The 21,684-nt window shown below is 63.3% G+C and carries 24 protein-coding genes and 1 riboswitch; of the genes, 5 read left to right on the top strand and 19 right to left on the bottom strand.

Features of this window, described 5'->3' with window-relative positions:
* Nucleotides 1-88: 88 nt before the first annotated feature.
* The 4 genes from JMY29_RS11580 to JMY29_RS11595 all read left to right on the top strand — a co-directional run bounded on the left by JMY29_RS11580 (nucleotide 89) and on the right by JMY29_RS11595 (nucleotide 3,807).
* On the top strand, nucleotides 89-1,018 hold the full coding sequence (locus JMY29_RS11580; protein WP_189076823.1) for an ACP S-malonyltransferase: 930 nt from the start codon (nucleotides 89-91) through the stop codon (nucleotides 1,016-1,018).
* A complete protein-coding gene (locus tag JMY29_RS11585; RefSeq protein ID WP_018776195.1) occupies nucleotides 1,015-2,076 on the top strand; it encodes a beta-ketoacyl-ACP synthase III in 1,062 nt (353 codons plus the stop codon). Before JMY29_RS11580 ends, JMY29_RS11585 begins: the two co-directional genes overlap by 4 nt.
* Before the next feature lie 116 nt (nucleotides 2,077-2,192).
* Nucleotides 2,193-2,438, top strand: coding sequence for an acyl carrier protein (locus JMY29_RS11590; RefSeq protein WP_011692310.1), 246 nt, complete (start codon nucleotides 2,193-2,195; stop codon nucleotides 2,436-2,438).
* Nucleotides 2,439-2,571: 133 nt separating this feature from the next.
* Entirely contained in the window at nucleotides 2,572-3,807 is a 1,236-nt protein-coding gene (locus JMY29_RS11595) for a beta-ketoacyl-[acyl-carrier-protein] synthase family protein (RefSeq protein ID WP_018776196.1), read from the top strand.
* 97 nt (nucleotides 3,808-3,904) lie between these two features.
* Here JMY29_RS11595 and JMY29_RS11600 read toward each other — a convergent pair whose 3' ends face one another.
* The 17 genes from JMY29_RS11600 to JMY29_RS11680 all read right to left on the bottom strand — a co-directional run bounded on the left by JMY29_RS11600 (nucleotide 3,905) and on the right by JMY29_RS11680 (nucleotide 17,270).
* Nucleotides 3,905-4,408: a DUF3145 domain-containing protein gene (locus JMY29_RS11600; protein ID WP_189076822.1), complete on the bottom strand. Its 504-nt coding sequence runs from the start codon at nucleotides 4,406-4,408 to the stop codon at nucleotides 3,905-3,907.
* A gap of 238 nt (nucleotides 4,409-4,646) precedes the next feature.
* Nucleotides 4,647-5,573, bottom strand: a complete 927-nt coding sequence (locus JMY29_RS11605) for a tyrosine recombinase XerC (RefSeq protein ID WP_189076821.1) — start codon at nucleotides 5,571-5,573, stop codon at nucleotides 4,647-4,649.
* 62 nt (nucleotides 5,574-5,635) lie between these two features.
* On the bottom strand, nucleotides 5,636-6,862 hold the full coding sequence (gene dprA / locus JMY29_RS11610; RefSeq protein ID WP_189076820.1) for a DNA-processing protein DprA: 1,227 nt from the start codon (nucleotides 6,860-6,862) through the stop codon (nucleotides 5,636-5,638).
* Between the two features lie 47 nt (nucleotides 6,863-6,909).
* Entirely contained in the window at nucleotides 6,910-8,451 is a 1,542-nt protein-coding gene (locus tag JMY29_RS11615) for a YifB family Mg chelatase-like AAA ATPase (protein ID WP_064723393.1), read from the bottom strand.
* Nucleotides 8,452-8,817, bottom strand: a complete 366-nt coding sequence (locus JMY29_RS11620; protein WP_181423256.1) for a YraN family protein — start codon at nucleotides 8,815-8,817, stop codon at nucleotides 8,452-8,454. It abuts the gene before it with no gap.
* A 110-nt stretch (nucleotides 8,818-8,927) separates the two neighbouring features.
* The gene (locus JMY29_RS11625) at nucleotides 8,928-9,272 is read right to left on the bottom strand and encodes a DUF2469 domain-containing protein (protein ID WP_018776202.1); all 345 of its coding nucleotides are present in this window, start codon (nucleotides 9,270-9,272) and stop codon (nucleotides 8,928-8,930) included.
* A 67-nt stretch (nucleotides 9,273-9,339) separates the two neighbouring features.
* Complete coding sequence (locus JMY29_RS11630) at nucleotides 9,340-10,080, bottom strand: ribonuclease HII (protein WP_189076819.1); 741 nt, start codon at nucleotides 10,078-10,080, stop codon at nucleotides 9,340-9,342.
* A complete protein-coding gene (gene lepB, locus JMY29_RS11635) occupies nucleotides 10,080-10,895 on the bottom strand; it encodes a signal peptidase I (protein WP_039241891.1) in 816 nt (271 codons plus the stop codon). Before lepB (JMY29_RS11635) ends, JMY29_RS11630 begins: the two co-directional genes overlap by 1 nt.
* Entirely contained in the window at nucleotides 10,896-11,573 is a 678-nt protein-coding gene (lepB, locus tag JMY29_RS11640) for a signal peptidase I (RefSeq protein WP_189076818.1), read from the bottom strand. It lies immediately after the preceding gene.
* A gap of 81 nt (nucleotides 11,574-11,654) precedes the next feature.
* The gene (rplS, locus tag JMY29_RS11645) at nucleotides 11,655-12,008 is read right to left on the bottom strand and encodes a 50S ribosomal protein L19 (protein ID WP_014922079.1); all 354 of its coding nucleotides are present in this window, start codon (nucleotides 12,006-12,008) and stop codon (nucleotides 11,655-11,657) included.
* A 264-nt stretch (nucleotides 12,009-12,272) separates the two neighbouring features.
* Complete coding sequence (gene trmD, locus JMY29_RS11650) at nucleotides 12,273-13,073, bottom strand: tRNA (guanosine(37)-N1)-methyltransferase TrmD (protein WP_018776206.1); 801 nt, start codon at nucleotides 13,071-13,073, stop codon at nucleotides 12,273-12,275.
* Nucleotides 13,074-13,628, bottom strand: coding sequence for a ribosome maturation factor RimM (rimM, locus tag JMY29_RS11655; RefSeq protein ID WP_018776207.1), 555 nt, complete (start codon nucleotides 13,626-13,628; stop codon nucleotides 13,074-13,076).
* A gap of 129 nt (nucleotides 13,629-13,757) precedes the next feature.
* A complete protein-coding gene (locus JMY29_RS11660) occupies nucleotides 13,758-14,000 on the bottom strand; it encodes an RNA-binding protein (RefSeq protein ID WP_011775119.1) in 243 nt (80 codons plus the stop codon).
* Nucleotide 14,001: 1 nt separating this feature from the next.
* Nucleotides 14,002-14,424 carry a 30S ribosomal protein S16 gene (gene rpsP, locus JMY29_RS11665; RefSeq protein WP_018776208.1) on the bottom strand — a complete coding sequence of 141 codons (423 nt, stop codon included), beginning with the start codon at nucleotides 14,422-14,424 and terminating at the stop codon, nucleotides 14,002-14,004.
* A 237-nt stretch (nucleotides 14,425-14,661) separates the two neighbouring features.
* Nucleotides 14,662-15,099, bottom strand: coding sequence for a hypothetical protein (locus JMY29_RS11670; RefSeq protein ID WP_018776209.1), 438 nt, complete (start codon nucleotides 15,097-15,099; stop codon nucleotides 14,662-14,664).
* Nucleotides 15,100-15,222: 123 nt separating this feature from the next.
* Nucleotides 15,223-16,095 carry a VOC family protein gene (locus JMY29_RS11675; protein ID WP_055972301.1) on the bottom strand — a complete coding sequence of 291 codons (873 nt, stop codon included), beginning with the start codon at nucleotides 16,093-16,095 and terminating at the stop codon, nucleotides 15,223-15,225.
* Between the two features lie 92 nt (nucleotides 16,096-16,187).
* Nucleotides 16,188-17,270: an amidohydrolase family protein gene (locus tag JMY29_RS11680; RefSeq protein WP_055972298.1), complete on the bottom strand. Its 1,083-nt coding sequence runs from the start codon at nucleotides 17,268-17,270 to the stop codon at nucleotides 16,188-16,190.
* Nucleotides 17,271-17,354: 84 nt separating this feature from the next.
* Nucleotides 17,355-17,462, top strand: a riboswitch (TPP riboswitch).
* On the opposite strand from JMY29_RS11680, the gene thiC reads away from it, so the two are divergent.
* A complete protein-coding gene (gene thiC, locus JMY29_RS11685; protein ID WP_039241903.1) occupies nucleotides 17,458-19,317 on the top strand; it encodes a phosphomethylpyrimidine synthase ThiC in 1,860 nt (619 codons plus the stop codon). It overlaps the preceding riboswitch by 5 nt.
* Here the strand turns inward: thiC and JMY29_RS11690 are convergent.
* Both JMY29_RS11690 and ffh read right to left on the bottom strand, forming a co-directional pair.
* Nucleotides 19,300-20,022: an alpha/beta fold hydrolase gene (locus tag JMY29_RS11690; protein WP_039241905.1), complete on the bottom strand. Its 723-nt coding sequence runs from the start codon at nucleotides 20,020-20,022 to the stop codon at nucleotides 19,300-19,302. The genes thiC and JMY29_RS11690 overlap by 18 nt on opposite strands.
* 78 nt (nucleotides 20,023-20,100) lie before the next feature.
* Nucleotides 20,101-21,681: a signal recognition particle protein gene (ffh, locus tag JMY29_RS11695; protein WP_018776214.1), complete on the bottom strand. Its 1,581-nt coding sequence runs from the start codon at nucleotides 21,679-21,681 to the stop codon at nucleotides 20,101-20,103.
* Nucleotides 21,682-21,684 lie beyond the last annotated feature (3 nt).

Below are 21,684 nucleotides of genomic sequence, written 5' to 3' on the forward strand. Positions count from 1 at the left end.
ACCGTTGTAGACTTCCTACAAACTGACCCAGTGAGCTTGGTGTACCAAAACACCAGTGGATCACGTGGCAATTTGGAAAGCTGGATACGTGCTTGCAATCGTCTGCCCTGGACAGGGCTCCCAGACCCCCGGATTTTTGGCCCCTTGGCTGGAACTCCCCTCCGTCGAAGGCCAACTGGCCGCCCTGAGCGAGATCGCAGGCATTGACCTCAAGGCCCACGGCACCACCTCGGACGAAGAGACCATCAAGGACACTGCGGTTGCGCAGCCCCTGATTGTTGCTGCCGGCCTTGTGGCCGCGAAGTCCCTGTTCGACGTTGAGCTGAGCACCCTTCCCGTTATCCTCGCCGGCCACTCCGTCGGCGAGATCACCGCCTCCGCCCTTGCCGGCGTCCTCACCGAGTCCGAGGCCATGACCTTCGTACGCGAGCGTGCAAACAGCATGGCAGCAGCGGCTGCCGTCACGCCCACCGGAATGAGCGCCGTGGTTGGCGGCGACCCAGCTGAGGTCCTGGCAGCCATCGAAGCTGCCGGCGCAACGCCGGCCAACGTCAACGGTGCCGGCCAGACCGTCGCCGCGGGTACCTTCGAACAGCTCAAGGCCCTTGCAGAGAACCCGCCGGCAAAGGCACGTGTCATTCCGCTCAAGGTTGCGGGCGCATTCCACACCTCCCATATGGCCCCTGCAGTCAGTGCACTGGAAGCGCTTAAGCCGTCACTGTCGCCCCAAAAACCGACAGTCCCGCTGTTGTCCAACTACGACGGCAAGGAAGTCACCGACGGCCCTGCCGCCGTCGACAGCTTGATCGCCCAGGTTTCCCGGCCCGTCCGTTGGGACCTGTGCATGGAGACATTGGTGGCGCGCGGCGTCACCGGCGTCATCGAACTTGCTCCCGCCGGAACCCTTGCGGGTCTGGCAAAACGCGGCATGCCCGGCGTGAAGACTGTTGCAGTCAAAACCCCGGATGACCTGTCTGCGGCACTCGCACTCTTTGCTGAACTGGAGGGACAGGCATGAGCACGCCGGTACTGAAGAAAGCCACCGTCAACGAGAATGCGCGTATTCTCGGCATCGGGGCCTACCGCCCGGACGTCATCGTCACCAATGAGGACGTCTGCCAGTGGATCGATTCCTCGGATGAATGGATCCGCCAGCGGACCGGCATCATCACCCGCCACCGCGCAGCCGCCGATGTGAGCGTCATCGACATGGCCGAAGGCGCGGCGAGGGAGGCCATCCAACAGGCCGGCATCGAACCGTCCCAGCTGGGTGCCGTGATCGTCTCCACCGTCACGCACCCCTACGCGACGCCATCCGCCGCCGCTGCACTCACAGAACGCCTCGGCGCGACGCCGGCACCGGCCTTTGACATCTCCGCCGCTTGCGCAGGGTACTGCTACGGCGTGGCCCAGGCTGATGCGCTGGTCCGCTCCGGCGCAGCCGAGTACGTCCTGGTAGTCGGTGCTGAGAAGCTCTCGGACGTCATCGACAACCACGAGCGCACCATCTCCTTCCTCTTGGGCGATGGAGCAGGCGCAGTCGTAGTGGGTCCGTCTGACACGCCGGGCATCGGCCCGTCCGTGTGGGGCTCCGACGGCAGCAAGTGGGATGCAATCGGCATGACCCACTCGCTGGAAGACGTCAAGAAGCTTGGCGAATCCGCCAGGCATTCCGACGAAATTGACGACCCCGCCATCCTTTCCGCAACACAGGATGTTTGGCCGACCCTGCGCCAGGACGGCCAGACCGTCTTCCGTTGGGCGGTCTGGGAGATGGCCAAGGTGGCCCAGCAGGCGTTGGATGCTGCCGGTATCGAAGCCAGTGACCTCGCTGCGTTCGTTCCCCACCAGGCGAACATGCGCATCATCGACGAGATGGTGAAGAAGCTGAAGCTTCCCGAGTCTGTTGTGATCGGCCGCGATATTGCGCAGGCCGGAAACACGTCTGCGGCCTCCATCCCTCTCGCAACCCATCGCTTGCTCCAGGAGAACCCTGGCCTGAGCGGCGGCCTTGCCCTGCAGATCGGCTTCGGCGCGGGCTTGGTCTTCGGCGCCCAGGTTGTCGTCCTGCCATAGACCTGGACCGGCCCCGGTGGCCTCCAGCCAACTGAATATGACTTGAAAACCCAAACCGTAACCGCGGTTTGCCCCCTTTCCGGCAGCAGCCGGTACAACAAGAAAAGGAGCCAACAATGGCTAGCAACGAAGAGATCCTGGCCGGCCTGGCTGAAATCGTCAACGAAGAGACGGGCCTCGCCACCGAAGCCGTAGAGCTCGACAAGTCCTTCACCGAGGACCTGGACATCGACTCCATCTCGATGATGACCATCGTTGTCAACGCTGAAGAGAAGTTCGGCGTCCGCATCCCCGACGAAGAGGTCAAGAACCTCAAGACCGTCGGCGACGCCGTCAGCTTCATCGCCAACGCACAGGCCTAGTCCTGACACCAGCTGTGCCGGGCCAGGGCGCTAGTCCCTGCGCCCGGCACAGCCGCAATAACGCCCAAAGATTTTCCTGCCTACCCCTGTGAACCCTGCAGGCGGGATGGCTGATCCGACAGAGAGTGATCGCATGGCACGCAAAGTAGTCATAACCGGTCTGGGGGCCACCACTCCCATCGGCGGCGACGTACCCACAATGTGGCAGAACGCGCTGAAAGGCGTCTCCGGCGCCCACACGCTCGACGACGAGTGGGTGGCCAAGTACGACCTCCCCGTCCACTTTGCTGCCCGGTGCTCCACCCCGGCACTGGAGGTACTGAGCCGCGTTGAGGCCAAGCGCATGGACCCGTCCACGCAATTTGGCGTCATCGCCGCCCGCGAGGCCTGGGCCGACTCCGGGATTGAGGACATCGACCACGACCGGCTGGCTGTGGCCTTCGCCACCGGCATTGGCGGCGTCTGGACCCTCCTGGATGCGTGGGACACCCTCAGGGACAAAGGCCCCCGCAGGGTCCTGCCCATGACGGTTCCCATGCTCATGCCCAATGGCGTTGCTGCCGCGGTCAGCCTCGACCTCGGCGCACGTGCCGGAGCGCATACGCCGGTTTCTGCCTGTGCGTCCGGCACCGAAGCACTTCACCTGGGACTGGACCTTATCCGGTCCGGCAAGGCTGACGTTGTGGTGTGTGGTGGCGCGGAAGCAGCAATCCACCCGATGCCCCTGGCAGCGTTCTCCTCGATGCAGGCCCTCTCCCGCCGCAACGATGAGCCGGAACGCGCATCCCGCCCGTACGACATCGACCGCGACGGCTTTGTCATGGGTGAAGGCGCCGGTGCCCTTGTCCTTGAAGCCGAGGAGCACGCGATCGCCCGTGGTGCGCGCATCTACGCCGAGCTTGCCGGCACATCGGTGACCGCGGATGCCTACCACATCACAGCACCGGACCCCGAAGGCCTGGGTGCCACCAGGGCGCTGAAGGCTGCCATGTTCGACGGCCGGATCCAGGCTGAGGACGTGGTGCACGTCAACGCACACGCTACGTCCACCCCCGTTGGTGACAAGCCCGAGTACACGGCCCTCCGTGCCGCCCTGGGGACCCACGTGGACAACGTAGCGGTCTCCGCCACCAAGTCCCAGATGGGACACCTCCTGGGTGCTTCAGGCGCCGTTGAAGCCGTTCTGACGGTCCTGGCCGTCTACGAGCGCAAGGCACCGGTCACCATCAACCTCGAGAACCAGGATCCGGAGATCCCGCTCGACGTCGTAACTTCCGTCAGGGACCTGCCCGCCGGCGATATCGTCGCGCTGAGCAACTCCTTCGGTTTCGGCGGACACAACGCAGTCATCGCGGTACGCAACGTCTAAGCAGGATCTGCAGCTGCCGCAACGTGCGACATGAAGAGGGCCCCACCAGTCGGTGGGGCCCTCTTCATTGCTATGGGGTATTTGTCGTGGGTCGCTGTCAGCCGACCTGGTGCAGCCAGCGCACCGGAGCACCTTCTGCGGCGTGGCGGAACGGCTCGAGTTCTTCGTCCCACGCCTCGCCAAGGGCCAATGACAGCTCGTGGTAGACCGCTGAGGGATCCCCGGCGCCGGACTCATAGGCATAGCGGATGCGGTCCTCGGTCACCATGATGTTTCCGTGCACGTCCGTGACGGCGTGGAAAATACCGAGTTCAGGGGTATGGGACCAACGGGCGCCATCCACCCCCTGGCTTGGTTCTTCGGTAACTTCGTAGCGCAAGTGGGCCCAGCCCCTCAAGGCCGACGCCAACTGGGCACCGGTTCCAGGGGCGCCCGTCCACGAAAGCTCGGCCCTGAACATTCCGGGCGCGGCGGGTTGAGGGGTCCACTCAAGATCGGTCCGCTTATCCACGACCGATCCAATGGCCCACTCGACGTGCGGGCAAAGCGCCGTAGGGGCCGAGTGCACGAACAGGACACCGCGGGTTATTGCAACAGACATTCCATCCTCCATAGCTGTAGGTACGTCTTCCCCAACGACCTCTGCCTGGATGGTCTGCCTGTGCTGCCGGATGTCATGAATCTCATGATGGCCCTGACAGGCTATTCAGTTGTGTAGTCCTTTTGACGATCTTGGCACAGAAGTAACCCTCAAGCGTGCATTGAAGGTTTCCCCATGGTGCTTTCATTTTGCCGTACGCTGCCGGTTTCCGCCAGTGCGGGGGTTGTAAGGGTCATGATCAAGCCCGTGGGTGCGCCTGTTGATAGCTATTGCGGAGCCGGTCAACGGAAACGTGGGTGTAGATCTGGGTAGTGGCGAGGCTGCTGTGACCGAGGATCTCCTGGACTGCGCGAAGGTCTGCCCCGCCGTCCAGCAGATGCGTAGCCGCACTGTGCCTTAGCGCATGTGGTCCGGTGGCTGAGGTATCGCCCAAGGCATTCAGCAGATCGCTCACCACGGCGCGGATCTGTCGCGGATCCACGCGGTTGCCCCTGACACCCAGAAACAAGGCGGGGCCGCTGCCTGCGGTCACGACGGCCGGGCGGCCACGCCTGAGCCAGTCGTCCACAGCCACGGCAGCCGGGACCCCGAACGGCACCGTGCGTTCTTTGTTTCCCTTGCCCAGCACGCGCAGGGTCCTTCGGTCCGGATCCAGGTCATCGATGTCCAGTCCGGCAAGCTCGCCGACCCGGACTCCTGTGGCATAGAGAAGCTCAACCATTGCCCGGTTGCGGATGGCCATCGGGCCGCCATCCTCCGCAGCGATGTTCAGGTCCTCCACCATGCGGGTGACCTGCTGTTGCTGAAGGACCCCGGGAAGTGACTTGCTGCGTTTGGGCGCTTGCAGACGTATTGCCGGGTCTGTTGGGATCAGTTCTTCCCGGAGTGCCCAGCCGGTGAAAGCCCGGGCAGTTGCTGCGCGTCTGGCCAAGGTGGCCCGGGACATCCCCGCTTCGCTCTGCGCGCCGAGCCAACGCCGAAGCGATCCGAGCTCCAATTGCGGGAGTTCTTCAACCCCCTCCCGCACAGCAAAACCCAGCAGGCTCTCGACGTCCGCGATATAGGCACGAACGGTATGGGTGGACCGCGCCCGTTCCCCCTCCAAGTAGCGCCGGAAGCCCTCGACGGCGCCGGCCAGCGCTGTAGGTAGTGATTGTCCGTCCATCTTTCCAACTGTGCCAGCAGTCGTCCCCCAGCGCCCGCACCAACATGCTTTTCGCGGGAGGGTCAGGCATTCTTTCCACGCTTCCAGGCGCCCCGGTCCGAGACTGCCAGTCCCAGCAGCCCCAGCCGGCCGAGTCCAGCGCGAACGGACTCCGGACTCAAACCTGCCACCACCGTGAGCTTCTCCACCGAGCTGGTGGATCGAAGGGGCAATGCGTCCAGGAGAATCAAATCCTCCAGGGACAATCCATCGTGCACCGCGGCGCTGGATTCCTGGTTTGCGCCGCGTTCTTGGTATTGCTGGTTCCCCTCGTCCTGGGCGCCGGATGCACCGATGGCCCCCGCAAGCTCAGCGACCTCACCGACATCCGTGACGCAAACGGCTCCCCCGTCCCTGAGCAGGCGGTGGCAACCGGCGGAATTGGCGCTGTGAACGGATCCTGGAACCGCAGCCACGACCCGGCCTATCGACTCGGCGTGATGGGCGGTATTCAGGGCGCCGGAGCGCCAACGCGCCTCCACCACAACAGTGACCGAGGACAAGGCTGCAATGAGGCGGTTTCTTTGCAGGAATCTGTAACGCGTGGGCGCGGACCCCGGAGGAACTTCGGAGATCACCGCTCCCTGCGCGGCCACCGCCCGAAGGAGATCCTCGTTGCCGGAGGGATAAAAGCGGTCTACTCCCCCTGCCATCACGGCGATGGTAGGAAGCCCGGCTACGCCTCCATTGAGTGCTCCGCGGTGCGCGTGCGCGTCGATGCCGTAGGCGCCGCCTGAGACCACACTGAAGCCCCGCTGGGCAAGCCCGAAGGCGAAGTCGCCCGTGACGGACGCGCCGTAGCTTGTACTGTCCCTTGAACCCACAAGCGCAATGGCCCGACCTGCCGACGGCAACGCCTGTTCGTGCCCCCTCCACCACAGGCACAGCGGTTCCTGAAGGCCCAGATCCGAAAGTTGTGCCGGCCACAAATCATCTCCGGGAACAATCAACCGGCCACCCAACCGCCGCATGGTCTCCAGGTCCCGGTCAGGGGCCAGGTCAGCAACACGCGGAGCCCAGCGCCTGAGGCTATCCTGCATACCTGCCCATGTTGCGGGTCCGCCCCCGTCGCGGAGGACCGCAGAAATCTCCTGCTCCATACCAGGACCGGTCCCGAGCTCCCCCGTGGCAACCCCCAACGCATCCACAGCGCCGACCACCTGCACCAGGGCCAATCCCACTGAGTCCTGCGGCTCCATCAGCCGGGCCAACGCGGCCCGGGCTACCCGTTCTTTGTCGTGCACGCTCATTCCTGCCACTCCTGCCGTTTTCCGTTCATTGCGTTCGTGTCGTTCGCTCATGTCGCCGCCGCGGCCTGCCTCAGGCCGAGCGCTTGCCCAATATGGTCAGCATCCGGTCGCTCGCTGCGGTCCAAGTCAGCGAGTGTCCACGCGAGGCGAAGGACGCGATCGTAGCCGCGAGCGGTCAGCACTCCCCGCTCGAGTGCGGTGTCCAGGATCCTCGTGGTTCCCGGAGGCAACCGCAGCTGTCCTCGCAGGATTCTTCCCGGAACTTGGGAGTTGGTTTCGAGCCCGGTGTTCTTCAGGCGCATCAACTGCCGCTCCCTGGCCGCCAGCACCCGTTCCGCTACGGTTCGTGTGTCCTCCTCCTGCCCGGCATGGCCGAAATCCGCCAAGGACACCCGTTCCACGTTCAGTTGAATGTCAACGCGGTCCAGCAACGGGCCGGACATTCTGCCGATGTAGCGACGCCGCATCATCGCCGTGCACGTGCAGTCCAGGCCTTTGCCGGTTGCTTTGCCACAGGGGCAGGGATTCGCCGCCAGAATGAGCTGGAAGCGCGCGGGGTACGCCGCTGTGCCAGCCGACCGGTGGATGACAAGCTCACCGCTCTCAAGGGGCTGGCGAAGGGCATCCAGGACCCGTCGCTCGTACTCGGGAGCCTCGTCCAGGAACAGCACTCCCCGATGCGCCCGCGATGCCGCGCCCGGCCGGGGAAGTCCCGAGCCGCCGCCGATGATCGCCGCAGCAGTGGCGCTGTGGTGGGGATTCTCAAAAGGCGGCCTGTGAATGAGCCGCACGGCGGATGCCTGGACGGCTGCCAAGGAATGGATGGCCGTCACTTCCATTGCTGCTGTCTCTGCCAAATCCGGAAGTAAACCAGGCAACCTCTCGGCCAACATGGTCTTTCCGGCTCCCGGCGGCCCCGTCAGCAGCATATGGTGTCCGCCGGCAGCAGCGACTTCCAACGCTTGCCGGGCTTCTTCCTGCCCCGAAACGTCGCAAAGGTCCGGCGCCACCGGCACTTCAACGGCGTCAATCTCCGGGACATCCTCGTCCATGGGATCGTAGTCCAGGGCGAGGTCCTTCGGGTCTGCGCCAAAATCATAGGCGAGCCGTGCCAGCGTCTTATAGCCTCGGACGTTCGCGCCGGGCACCAAGGCAGCCTCGGCAACATTCGCCTCCGCCACCACGATGTCCGGATACCCGGCTTGCACGGCAGCCATGACGGCGGGCAGCATTCCCCGGACCGGCCTCAGCCTGCCGTCCAGGCCAAGCTCGGCGATAAAGACTGTTCCATCGATGGAACGGATGTCCTCGGCAGCACGAAGCACTGCCATTGTGATGGCGAGGTCGAAGCCCGATCCCCGTTTAGGCAGTGACGCTGGGATCAGGTTGGCCGTGATCTTCCGGCGGCTCAAAGGTATTCCGGAGTTCTGCGCGGCTGATCGGATACGTTCCTTGGCCTCGTTCAAGGCGGCGTCAGGGAGCCCCAGGATCACAAAGTTCGGAAGCGTCTGCCCAATGTCGGCCTCCACTTCCACGATGTAACCGTTCAGGCCCACAAGGGCAACACAGTAGCTGCGGCCCACCCCCACCTAGCCGACACCCCGCAGGTGCTCAAGCACAGGATCACCGACGCCGCCGTCCACCACCGAGACGACATCGACACGCTGACGCGACGCTTTGAACTCGTGGGTCCGGCACCAACAGGAAAGGAGCCGGTGTAAACGGGCGAGCTTTGCCGCTCCAACAGCCTCGAAGGGGTGCCCGTAGTCCAGGCTGCTCCGGGTTTTGACCTCGGCAACCACCAGGGTGTCACCGTCGATCGCGACGATGTCTATCTCACCCTCCGCACACCGCCAATTGCGATCAATGATCCGCATCCCCTGATCCGTCAGGAAATCCGCAGCCAATGCCTCGCCATTTTGGCCAAGCCGGTCTTTTGCTCTCATGACCATCACCTCCGCTGTCCAGCCTTCCGGCTGGAGGGGGTGAGCGGCAGGGGCTTAGGAGGCTATGTGCGTAAACCTGCCGGAATCAGCGCTGTGGAGGAACAGTGCAGTGAAGCGGACTAGTTGCCGAGATCTCCGAGATCGCCCAGGCCGCCGTCCTTCGGCAAGGCCAGGTCTTCGCTGCGGGGCAGTTCCTCGACGTTGACGTCCTTGAACGTAATCACTCGGACGTTCTTGACGAAACGGGCCGAACGGTAAACGTCCCAGACCCAGGCGTCCTGCAGGGTCAAATCGAAGTAAACTTCCCCGTCTGCGCTGCGGGCCTGGAGATCAACATGGTTGGCCAAATAGAACCGCCGCTCCGTCTCTACAACGTAGCTGAACAGACCGACTACATCCCGGTACTCACGGTAGAGCTGCAGCTCCATGTCGGTTTCATAGTTCTCAAGGTCCTCGGCACTCATGGTTCCATCTTGCACCATCTGCAAGGTGCCATGCGCCAGACCTGCAACAGAAAGCTACAGGATCGCTCTACTCGTGGTCGGGCCCGGTCAGGTGCCAGCTGGTCCGGTGGTACGCGCTGGGACCGTGCAGGCGGATGACATCCCTGTGTGCGGCGGTGGCATACCCCTTGTTCACGTTCCAGCCGTAAGCCGGCAGCTCGGAGTGAAGGTCCACCATGATGCGGTCACGAGCCACCTTGGCCAATACGCTGGCCGCAGCAACACTCAGGCAACTCATGTCCGCCTTTACCCTGGTGTGGACCGGTGCCTCGCAGCCGGCGCCCGCCGGGGCAGGATCAAAAAGAGATGCCTGGACCTCGGGTGAGAGCCAGTTATGGCTCCCATCCAACAGGACCAGGTCAGGCGTGACGCCGCCGTCTAGGATGTCACACCACGCACGCGTGCCTGCCAGACGCAAAGCCGCAATAATGCCGATCTCGTCGATTTCCCGGGACGAGGCATGACCTACAGCTGACGCCAGGGCCCATTCACGGACCAGGGGTTCCAGTCTGTCCCTGTCCTCTGGTTTGAGGAGTTTACTGTCGCGGACATCGGCCAGCAGGCCGTGATCGGCAAGGTCGACCACTGTGATGCCAACGCTGACCGGGCCAGCCAAGGCTCCACGGCCTACTTCGTCGACACCGGCCAGCAAGCGCACCCCGGAGGACAGAAAGGAACGCTCAACGTCGAGGGTGGGAAAACCTTCCTGGGCCTTGGCTTTGGCCTTCGCCTTGGCGGGGGTCTTCTTCCGGGCTGTTGCGGTAGCCATTACTTCGCCGGGGTGCCTTGAGGGACATTACGGAAAACGTCCGGATAGTTATCGAGGACGGTCCACCGGTTGATCGGCCACGCGATGACGGTTGCCTTGCCTTCGACGTCCTCTATGTTGACGAATCCACCGTTGACTTCCTGGTGGGCCCGCGAGTCAGCCGAGTGGTTGCGGTTATCGCCCATAACCCACACTTTACCTTCCGGCACGACGACGTCGAACGACTGCGGGGAAGGCAGTTCCGCGGGGTTGATATAGCTTTCATTGAGCGCGACGCCATTGACGCTGACGCGGCCTTGGGCGTCACAGCACGTGACATGATCGCCCGGCAGTCCGATGACGCGCTTCACCAGGTGCTGCTCGCTGGCATCCGGAGCCAAGCCCACGAACTCGAGCGTGTCCCCTACCCAGTCCATGGGGCCGGCGGGTTTCTGTGCCACGGGCGGCAGCCAGGCCTGCGTGTCCTTGAAGACCACGACGTCTCCCCGCGAAAGGTCAAAGGGTCCGGGAACGAGCAAATTGATGAAGATGCGGTCGTAAACGTCCAGGGTGCTCTCCATGGACTCCGAGGGAATGTAGAAAGCCTTGAAGAGGAAGGTTTTCAGCAGGAAGGACAACACCAGTGCAATGGCCACGACAGTGGCGATTTCCTTGATCCACACCAGGGCAGGATTCTTGCGGGGCTTCTTTTGATCCTCTTCAGGCTCTGCTGCACCAGCATCCGGCTCCGCTACACCAGCGGCACTTGCCGTTCCGTCCGGGAGCCGCGAGTCGTCGTCGTACCGCTCGGGGTTCCCAGGAGCTTTGTCCGGCATCTACTGTCCGTTCTTCGATGGTGTTTCGGCCTGCGTGGAGCGAGGCATCTCTGCAAATCTATCAAGTGGCCAGATGATCTGGACCGGCCGGCCGATAACCCGGTCCATCGGAACCATTCCTCCGCCGGGCGCACCCAGCAAGCCACGGGAGTCAGCAGACCGCGAGCGATGGTCGCCCATCAACCAGAGCCGGTCCGGAGGCACCACGACGTCGAATTTCTGCTTGCTGGGTTCGTCTCCCGGGTACAGATAGGGTTCCTCAAGTACCTGACCGTTCACTGTGAGGCGGCCGCCGGCATCACAACACTGGACATGGTCACCCGGCACCCCGATGACCCTCTTGACGTACGTGGTGTCACTGCCCGTCAGCCCGAACCACTGGGCTGCTGCAGAGGCGGCGTCAACGAATGGACCGCGCCCGCTGCTCAGCGGAGCAAACGAACCCCGCCCATCAAAGACCGCAACATCGCCCCGGCGGATCGGCTCGGCACTGAAGTCGGTCCGCGATACCAGGATCCGGTCGCCCGTCATCAGGAGCGGCTCCATCGATTCCGAGGGAATGTAGTAGACATCAAGCCACAGGGAACGGACCAGTCCGCTGATGGCGATCGCGAGGACCAGTGCGAGCAAAACAAAACGCCAGCCCTGTTTCCGGGGCTGGCGTTCTGATGTGTCCATGACTCGTATCCCTGTTGCGTTGCGGATTGCTCCGGATACAACCGGGCACGAATCCTGGACCCGTTGCGTAAGTCGCAGGACTTACTTGGCGAAGTCGCGCTTTTCCTTGATCTTCGCAGCCTTACCGCGCAGTGCACGCATGTAGTAAAGCTTGGCGCGGCGGACGTCACCCTTGGTGACGACCTCGATCTTGTCGATGATCGGGGAGTGTACCGGGAAGGTACGCTCTACGCCGACACCGAAGGAAACCTTGCGCACGGTGAAGGTTTCGCGAACGCCGTCGCCCTGGCGGCCAAGGACGAAGCCCTGGAAAACCTGGACACGGGAGTTCTTGCCTTCGATGATGTTGACGTGAACCTTGAGGGTGTCACCCGCGCGGAACTCAGGAACATCGTTACGCAGCGAGGCTGCATCTACGCTATCGAGGATATGCATTAATCCACTCCTGGTGAACGCCACAGGTCATTCACTTTGGGTTACGGCGAACAAGCCCGCAGCCCGAAGGCCTACCGGAAATCTCCGCCGAAGTTTTATTAGTGTCCGGTTCCGCCACTGATTGGCGTCACCGGGTTGTCCGACTGTTGGCTGAACTCCCCCTGTGGCAGGTGTCAGCCCAGCAGACACAAGGGTTAATTCTGCCATAAGCGCAGCCATCCAGCCAACTGGCGGGACTGGAACTCCCGACGGCGGCGGGCAGCGCTAGTTGGCGGCGTCGCCGCCGTGCCTGGCCTGCAGGCGTCCATCCACCACGTCATAGCCGAGTTCCGTCAGCGCGTTGCGGTCGGCGCGGCTCAAAGCACCGGCGTCGAAATCCGCCAAGAGGTCAGGCCGGCGCTCTGCGGTGCGGCGGAACTGCTCGTGGCGGCGCCACTGGGCAATTTTTCCGTGGTTGCCGCTGAGCAGGATTTCCGGAACATCGTGGTTCCGCCACGACGAGGGCTTGGTGTAGACGGGATACTCCAGGAGGCCGTCGGAGTGCGACTCCTCGATCAGGGATTCCGGGTTGCCCACCACTCCGGGGAGCAGGCGACCGATTGCCTCAACCATGGCAAGGACAGCTACCTCGCCGCCATTGAGAACGTAGTCACCGAGGCTGACGGGGCGCACCGTGAAGTGGTCCCGGGCCCAGTCCATGACGCGTTCGTCGATGCCTTCGTATCGGCCGCAGGCGAAGACCAGCTGCTCTTCTTCAGCGAGTTCGTAGGCCAGCGCCTGGTTGAAGCGCTGTCCTGCCGGTGACGGAACGATCAATACGGGCTTGGCACCTTCGTGCGCAGGCGCCAGCGACTCAAGGGCCTGGGCCCAGGGTTCAGGCTTCATGACCATCCCGGCACCCCCGCCGTACGGGGTATCGTCCACCGTCCGGTGCTTGTCGGTGGTGAAGCTGCGGAGATCGTGGACGTTGAGCTCCAGCAATCCGTCCTGCCGGGCCTTGCCTATCAGGGAGAGCTCAAGGGGGGCCAGGTACTCGGGGAAAATACTGACGACATCAATCCTCATTCAGGCGTCATCCCCCGCAGCATCCTTTGCGTCGTCAGAGGAGTCGTCATTGAGCTCAAAGAGTCCCGCAGGCGGGGTGATGAGGACGTATCCGTCCTCGATGTTGACCTCGGGAACGATTTCATCCACGAAGGGAACAAGGATTTCCTTTCCCTCGTCCGTGGTGATTGTCAGCAGGTCCTGGACAGGCAACGTCGTCAGCGCTGCAACCTTGCCCACGACCTGGGATCCAACGCGCGCTTCCAACCCAACGAGTTCGTGTTCGTACCAGCCCTCGTCATCGTCTTCGTCGTCGAGTTCCTCGGTTTCGATGTACAGCTTGGCGCCGCGGATGGCCTCGGCGGCATTTCGGTCCGCGATCTCCTCGAATCCGAGCAGCAGGATGTCCTTGTTCCACCTGGCACTGCGGACGGTCAGGGGTCCGGCGGATGCCGGCTCCACGACGAACTCGGTTCCGGCGACGAAGCGCTCTGCGGGTGCGTCAGTGAGTACCTGCACCGTTACCTCGCCGCGAATGCCATGGGGTTTACCGATCCGGGCCACCTGGAGCTGCATGGGTTCCTCTGAATTCCTGTTGTTCCGCGCCGCCGGGCAGCCACGGTGTGAAGTGTTGGACAAAGCAATCCGGCCCCTCCACCATATTCGGTGAAGGGGCCGGATCTAAGACAAGCAGTGCTGAGCGCGTTACCGGCGGCGGTCGGTGTCGACGACGTCGACCCTGACCTGCTCGCCACCAGCCAAGGCGGCAACCACAGTGCGCAGTGCGCGTGCGGTCCGTCCTTGACGGCCGATCACCCGTCCGAGGTCTTCCTGGTGAACGCGCACCTCAAGGGATTCCCCGCGGCGGTTGTTCTTGGCACTGACCTTGACATCCTCAGGGCTGTCAACGATCCCACGAACCAAGTGCTCGAGCGCTTCTGCCAGCAACTTACTCAGCCTCGGTGGTCTCTGCTTCAGCCTCGGCCGGAGCCTCGGCAGCGTCGTCCTTCTTGGCCTTCTTGGTGATGGCTTCCGGGATGATGACGGAACCCTTCTCCGGTGCTACGAAAGCTTCCTTGGGAGCTTTCGTCTTCAGGGTGCCTTCCTGGCCCGGGAGGCCCTTGAACTTCTGCCAGTCACCGGTGATCTTGAGGATCGCAGCAACCTGCTCAGTCGGCTGGGCGCCAACGGAAAGCCAGTACTGGGCGCGCTCGGAAGCGACCTCGATGTACGACGGCTCTTCGGTGGGGTGGTACTTGCCGATTTCTTCAATGGCACGGCCATCGCGCTTGGCGCGGGCATCCATGACGACAATGCGGTAGTACGGTGCGCGCATCTTACCGAAGCGCTTAAGGCGAATCTTTACGGCCACTTTTGTGGTCACTCCTGTTTCTGAAACGGGGTTGAACCCGACGTTTTGCACCCGTGGGGCGGGCCATACTAGACGGTTCGAAGGACAAGATACGAGCACGGAGAGAGGGGCCGCACCGATCGAGTACCTGTCTATTGTGCCAGATGCCCGGGTAGATTACGACTCAAGCCCTCCGGGTCGGTGAGTTCTTGGTCACACCAAGGCCCGGTCAGTGCCCGGACCCAGCCGGAGAGGTGGCTATTCGGACCAGACGTAAAGCCCGGCGCGCTCCGTTTTTTCCACGTCCGTGGCCAGAGCGGCAAGTTGCTGAACGTACTGCCGGGACTGGGCGGCGTCGAACGGCATGTCTTCTTGTTCCGCCCAGGCCGAAGCAACGTCATCCAGGACATTGGCTTCACCTTCGCTCTCATACGTAAGCAATTCGGCCAAGGCCCTCACCATCGCTTCGGGAACGCCAAGCAGCGCGTCACTGGTGACGTCCACCAGCGCGAGTTCGTAGTCAGCGCCTGCAGCATGGACGGCCTGGCCGGCGAGGTCGCCCAGTTGTTCCACCTCGAAGTCCGTTATGCCGTTGATGCGGACTGCAGGGCCTGCGGCATCGGCACCTTTACCCAGGGCTGCCGCCCGCTTGAGTGCTTCGTCGTGGGTGGCTACAAAAATTTCGGCAAAGCCCATGGAAAGTACTCTCAATCCTTCGTGCTGACGGGACGTCCGGCGCAGGCCCGCCAGGGTCCCGAACCGTCACTGCCCAGCCTAGTGCAGCATGGGGCACCGACGGGCACTCCGGCGGGATGCCGTCTAGCGAACAGCCACCCGCAGCTTGTTCCGCCACGGATCTTCGAACTGCAGTTCAGCGCCGGTGTGATGGTTCTGCACCCCGGCAACGCGCAAACGGTCCGCCAAGGCCCCGACATCCTCGCTGGATGGAACCTCGATCAACACTTCCCCCAGCCCAAGAGTGTCCTTGCGGGGGCCGGCACCCCGGCTGTTCCAGACATTCATGGCCATGTGGTGGTGATAGCCGCCGGCGGATACGAACAGTGCTTGGCCGTGCCAGCCCGCGGTGCGCTCGAAGCCCAGGGTCCCGACGTAGAAGTCCTGGGCGGTGGCGACGTCACCCACCTGAAGGTGGACGTGCCCGACACCGGCCGCTGCCTGATGCTGGCCCGTGACGGCCTCTTCGCTCAGGTGCTGCTGAAGGAAACGTTGCGGCGGGAGGGCCACGTTGTCCATGACGACGTTCTTGCCGTCCCACTGCCAGGTTTCACGGGGCTTGTCGTAGTAAAGCTCGATGCCGTTGCCTTCCGGGTCTGTGAAGTAGAACGCTTCGCTGACCAGGTGGTCTGCGCTGCCCACGAACGCCCGGGGTTCGTATCCGGCAGCGGTGGCGATGGTGGCCGCCAGTGAGGGCTGATCCTGGAACAGTATGGCGGTGTGGAACAACCCGGCTTCCCCCCGCCCCGGAATCTGGAGCCCCGAAGCCGGCGCCAAGTGAACCACGGGCTTGCCTGCCCGACCCAGGTAGAGGCCGCCGTCCTGTTCGGCCACGACCACAAGGCCCAAAGCACGCTGGTAGTAGTCACTCATGACTTTCATGTCGCCGACCTTGAGCATGACAGTGCCCATGGCGAGGTCGGCAGGAAGAAGGTCCTGTGCGGATGATGTGGACATGTGAAGCTCCCCGTGTTGTAGTGTCCGCCTTTCGGCAGGTTCTACTTCTCTAAATTACTTGAAGCTTCAATTTATTCCCAGCCATTTGACACTCATCCCATGAGTTCACCGCGAAGGACCACGTGCTTGAGCCCGGATACCGTCCGTAGGTCGTGCCGGGGATCGTCATGGCAGAGAACGACGTCGGCACTGGCGCCTTCGCTGATGGCGTCGGCTCCCAGCCACTTGCGGGCGCCCCACGCAGCGGCATCCAGGACCGCGGCGGGTGGCAGGCCGGCGTCGTGCAGTTCATGCATTTCGTCCGCGATGCGGCCGTGCTTGATCACGCTGCCCGCATCCGTTCCCGCGTAGATCGCCACCCCGGCCTCGAAAGCCTCAAGGACCCGCTCACGCCGGCGCTCCCACAACCGCGTCATGTGGTCCGCGTACCCGGGGAACTTTGGCGCCGCCTGGGCGGCGATCTCCGGAAAGGTCGCAATGTTCACCAACGTGGGAACGATCGGCACTGACTGCTCCACCAGCCGTGGGATGTGCCGGGGCAGAAGGCCAGTGGCATGTTCGATGCAGTCGATGTTGGCATCCAGCATGTCGTCGATTGTGTCCTCCGCAAAGCAGTGCGCCGTGACCCTGGCACCTTCCTCGTGGGCGGCAGCTACGGCGTCCTTGACCAGCTTTGCCGGAAAAGAGGGCGCCAGGTCGCCAATGCCCCGGTCGATCCAGTCGCCTACGAGCTTCACCCAACCGTCGCCGTCGCGGGCCTCCTTACGGACGGTCTCCACCAGCTGTTCCGGTTCAATCTCATGGCCCAATCCGCGCAGGTACCGACGGCTTCGGGCGATGTGGCGGCCGGACCTGATAAGGCGGGGCAAGTCCGTCCGCTGCTGCACCCAACGTGTGTCGCTGGGAGATCCGCAGTCGCGGATCAGCAGGGTTCCCGAAGCGAGGTCGGCCTGGGCCTGCGCGAGGGTGGTGGCGTCGTCCACGGCCCCACCGGCGCCCAATCCGATATGGCAGTGGGCATCCACGAAACCCGGCAGGACCCAACCGTCCAGTACTTTGTCGGGAGGGGACGACGGCTTTTCAAACGTCAGCGCTCCCCCAACAGACCACATTCCTTGGCGCACGTCATCTGCTGCCACGAGCACGGGTCCGCTGAATTCAATGATGTTGGCCATGGCAAAAGCCTAATCCGCAGCGGGGCGGCAGGCTTCGGCGGACTGATGTGACTGGGCGCCCCCTGCCAGCTGTGGTAGCTTCGTCTACGACCACACGGGGGCCCTTGCAGGGGCTGAGATCGGGCTGAGGCAGCCTGCGACCGTTGAACCTGTCCGGGTAATGCCGGCGAAGGAAGTGAGTAATCCTTTGAGCACCACCAAAACACAGCACAGCCCTGCCCAAAGCGAGTCCAGCCCTGCCCAAAACGAGCCTGTTACGCAGTCCCTGAGGTCCCACTCGCTGGCATGGCTTGAAGACCATGACGCCGGAATCCGCGTCCCCGTGACGGAAATCGCGCTGGAGCCCTCCCCCAATGGCCAAGCCAACGCACCACTGCAGGTGTACCGGACGGCAGGCCCGGGCAGCGATCCCGTCGTGGGCCTGGAACCGTTCCGGGCCGCATGGATCGAGTCCCGCGGCGACACTGAGGCTTATTCCGGCCGCGAACGGAACCTGCTCGACGACGGCAAGTCGGCTGTTCGCCGCGGGGCCGCCTCAGCCGAGTGGAAGGGCGCGCAACCGGTGCCTCGCCGCGCCGCCGAGGGTAAGACCGTCACCCAGATGCACTACGCACGGCAAGGCCTGGTGACGCCTGAGATGCGCTTCGTGGCGCTGCGCGAGAATTGCGATGTCGAACTGGTCCGCAGCGAGGTCGCCGCCGGCCGCGCGATCATTCCCAACAACATCAACCACCCCGAATCCGAGCCCATGATTATCGGCAAGGCCTTCCTGGTGAAGATCAACGCCAACATCGGCAATTCGGCCGTCACCAGTTCAATTGCCGAAGAAGTGGACAAGCTTCAGTGGGCTACGCAGTGGGGCGCGGACACCGTCATGGACTTGTCAACCGGCGACGACATCCACACCACCCGCGAGTGGCTGATCCGCAACTCCCCTGTTCCGATCGGCACCGTTCCCATCTACCAGGCGCTGGAAAAGGTCAATGGAGAAGCCAACAAGCTAACGTGGGAAATCTTCCGTGACACAGTGATCGAACAGTGCGAGCAAGGCGTGGACTACATGACGATCCATGCCGGTGTACTGCTCAGGTACGTACCGCTGACCGCCAACCGCGTGACAGGCATAGTTTCCCGTGGCGGGTCCATCATGGCGGGGTGGTGCCTGGCCCACCACCAGGAGAACTTCCTGTACACGCACTTCGACGAGTTGTGCGAAATTTTTGCCAAGTACGACGTCGCGTTTTCCCTCGGAGACGGCCTGCGTCCCGGCGCTACCGCTGATGCCAACGACGCCGCACAATTCGCGGAACTGGACACCCTGGCCGAACTCACACAGCGCGCCTGGGAATTCGACGTGCAGGTGATGGTGGAAGGTCCCGGGCATATCCCGTTCCACCTGGTCCGCGAAAATGTGGAACGGCAGCAGGAACTCTGCAAAGGGGCACCGTTCTACACCCTGGGTCCGCTGGTCACCGACGTCGCCCCCGGCTACGACCACATCACCTCAGCCATCGGTGCCACGGAGATCGCCCGCTACGGTACGGCCATGCTCTGCTACGTCACGCCCAAGGAACACCTGGGCCTACCCAACAAAGACGATGTCAAAACAGGGGTGATCACGTATAAGATCGCGGCGCACGCGGCGGACCTCGCCAAGGGGCACCCCGGCGCACATGAGCGCGACGACGCACTTTCCAAGGCGCGCTTCGAGTTCCGGTGGAGGGACCAGTTTGCTCTGTCCCTCGATCCTGTGACGGCCGAGTCGTTCCACGATGAAACGCTGCCGGCCGAACCCGCCAAAACGGCGCACTTCTGCTCAATGTGCGGACCCAAGTTCTGTTCCATGCGCATCAGCCAGGACATCCGCGACGAATACGGTTCAGCAGAATCCCAAGCGGCGATCGCAGGAATGTACAGCGGGATGCGGGAAAAAAGTGCGGAGTTCCTCGCCTCCGGTGGAAAGGTCTACCTGCCGGAGCTCCAGGTGGCCTCCGCACGGACGCCGGAGCCGATCGATGGGACCACGCAGTCAGGAAGCCTGAACTGACCTGGCCCGTCCCACCTCTGCGACGAACGAGCGGATGATGTGATCGCCGTCGGGTGAGTCCTGGGGCCGGTGCCCGCCTGCTGCCACACGGCGGAGGGCACCGGTCTCCTGGAGGTACGCGGCGATTTCCTCGTACAGCGGCTCCCAACCACCCGTAAGAACCAGGGTGGGAACACCAGGAACAATGTGCAGTGGAGCTTCCCACGGCGGAGCTTGGAGCCGGAGCCTGCGGGCAGAACGCCGGGCCTCGGGAGAGTCGAGCCCTCCCGTTTCGGCGGAAAACGCGCGGAGGAAATACTCACGCTGGTAATCGGCATCGTTGAGCTGGCCCCGCACCTCAAACAGCGGTTCCATCAGCGCCCGATATGAAGCGGTAGCGGGAAGCTCAGCAGTCAGGGACAAACAGGCGGGCTCCACCAAGGAAAGCGAATGCACAAGATCAGGGCGCTCAACGGCCGCCAACATAGCGGAGATCGCGCCTTGCTCGTGCGCTACGACGTGGCCGCCCCCTGAATCAGCCAAGGCACCAATCACGATGGCGACGTCGGCAGCGACGTTGGATTCCGCCGGTTCCGCGACCGGATCAAAACCGTGCCTCCGGAGAAAAAGTGCATCATAGCCAAGCGCCATGCCGTGCTGCTTCGGCCAGGCCGCAGCACCAAAACTGCCCAGGCCGTGAAGGAAGACTACGCGCTGCTTATGCATTGGTTCAGCCTATTCGACGGCTCTGACATCCCGGCTCTGACATCCCGGCTCCGACGCGGGGCCGGGATGTCGGCACGGTTATTTACCGAGGAACTTGTCGAAACCCTTGGGAAGGTTGAGCGAGGACGGGTCGAAGTCCGCTGCGCCCTGGCCGAAGGCCGCGCCTGTGGGAGCTGCCGAGGCCGCATTGGCCCGCTTGGCCTCTGCGTCACGCAGTTCCTGGGCAGCCTTGGCCGGGTTGCCCGACCGTGCCTTCTTCTTGGGCGCGTTCTTCCCGTTCTTTCGTCCTCCACCGGGACCACCGAGGCCGGGCATTCCGGGCATGCCCGGCATGCCGCCGCCCTGGGCCAGCTTCTTCATCATCTTCTGGGCCTGGGCGAAACGCTCCAGCAGGCCGTTGACCTCGGAAACATGGACACCTGAACCCTTGGCGATACGGGCGCGGCGTGAGCCGTTGATGATCTTGGGAGCCACACGCTCGTGCGGGGTCATGGAACGGACGATCGCTTCGACGCGGTCGATCTCTTTTTCGTCGAAGTTCTCAAGCTGCTGGCGGATGTTCTGCGCACCCGGCATCATCATGAGCATCTTCTTCATGGAGCCCATGTTGCGGATCTGCTGCATCTGGGCCAGGAAGTCGTCAAGGGTGAAGTCTTCCTGGTCGGCGAATTTCTTCGCCATCCGGGCTGCTTCGTCCTTGTCCCACGCCTTCTCAGCCTGTTCGATCAGGGTAAGTACGTCACCCATGTCCAGGATGCGGGAAGCCATCCGGTCCGGGTGGAAGAGTTCGAAATCGTCAAGGCCTTCGCCCGTTGACGCGAACATGACCGGCTTACCGGTGACCGACGCAACGGAAAGTGCGGCACCACCGCGGGCGTCGCCGTCGAGCTTCGAAAGCACGATGCCGGTGAAGTTGACGCCTTCATCGAACGCCATCGCCGTGTTGACGGCGTCCTGGCCGATCATGGAGTCGATGACAAAAAGGACTTCGTTGGGAATGATCGCCTGGCGGATGCGACGGGCCTGGTCCATCATCTCGGCGTCCACGCCGAGGCGGCCGGCGGTGTCCACGATCACGACGTCGTGAAGCTTCTGGCGGGCTTCCTCGACGCCGGCCTTGGCTACCGCAACCGGGTCACCGGCGGGGTGCTCAAGTTCGGAGGTGGCACCCGGGTGCGGGGCGAACACCGGGACACCGGCGCGCTGGCCAACTACCTGGAGCTGGGTCACTGCGTTGGGGCGCTGAAGGTCGCACGCCACCAGCATGGGGCTGTGGCCCTGGGCCTTGAGCCACTTGGAGAGCTTGCCTGCGAGGGTGGTCTTACCGGCACCCTGAAGGCCGGCCAGCATGATGATGGTGGGGCCGGTTTTGGCCAGGCGTATGCGGCGGGTCTCGCCGCCGAGGATCTCTTTGAGTTCCTCATTGACGATCTTGACGATCTGCTGGCTCGGGTTCAGCGCTCCCGAAACCTCGGCACCCAGGGCGCGTTCACGGATGCGGCCTGTGAACTCGCGGACCACGGACACTGCGACGTCCGCGTCCAGGAGGGCACGGCGGATCTCCCGGACGGTGGCATCGACGTCAGCCTCGGTGAGGCGGCCCTTGCCACGGAGGTTCTTGAAGGTTGCTGTCAACCGGTCAGAGAGTGAATTGAACACGCG

The sequence above is a fragment of the Paenarthrobacter nicotinovorans genome (assembly GCF_021919345.1).
GTDB lineage: Bacteria > Actinomycetota > Actinomycetes > Actinomycetales > Micrococcaceae > Arthrobacter > Arthrobacter nicotinovorans.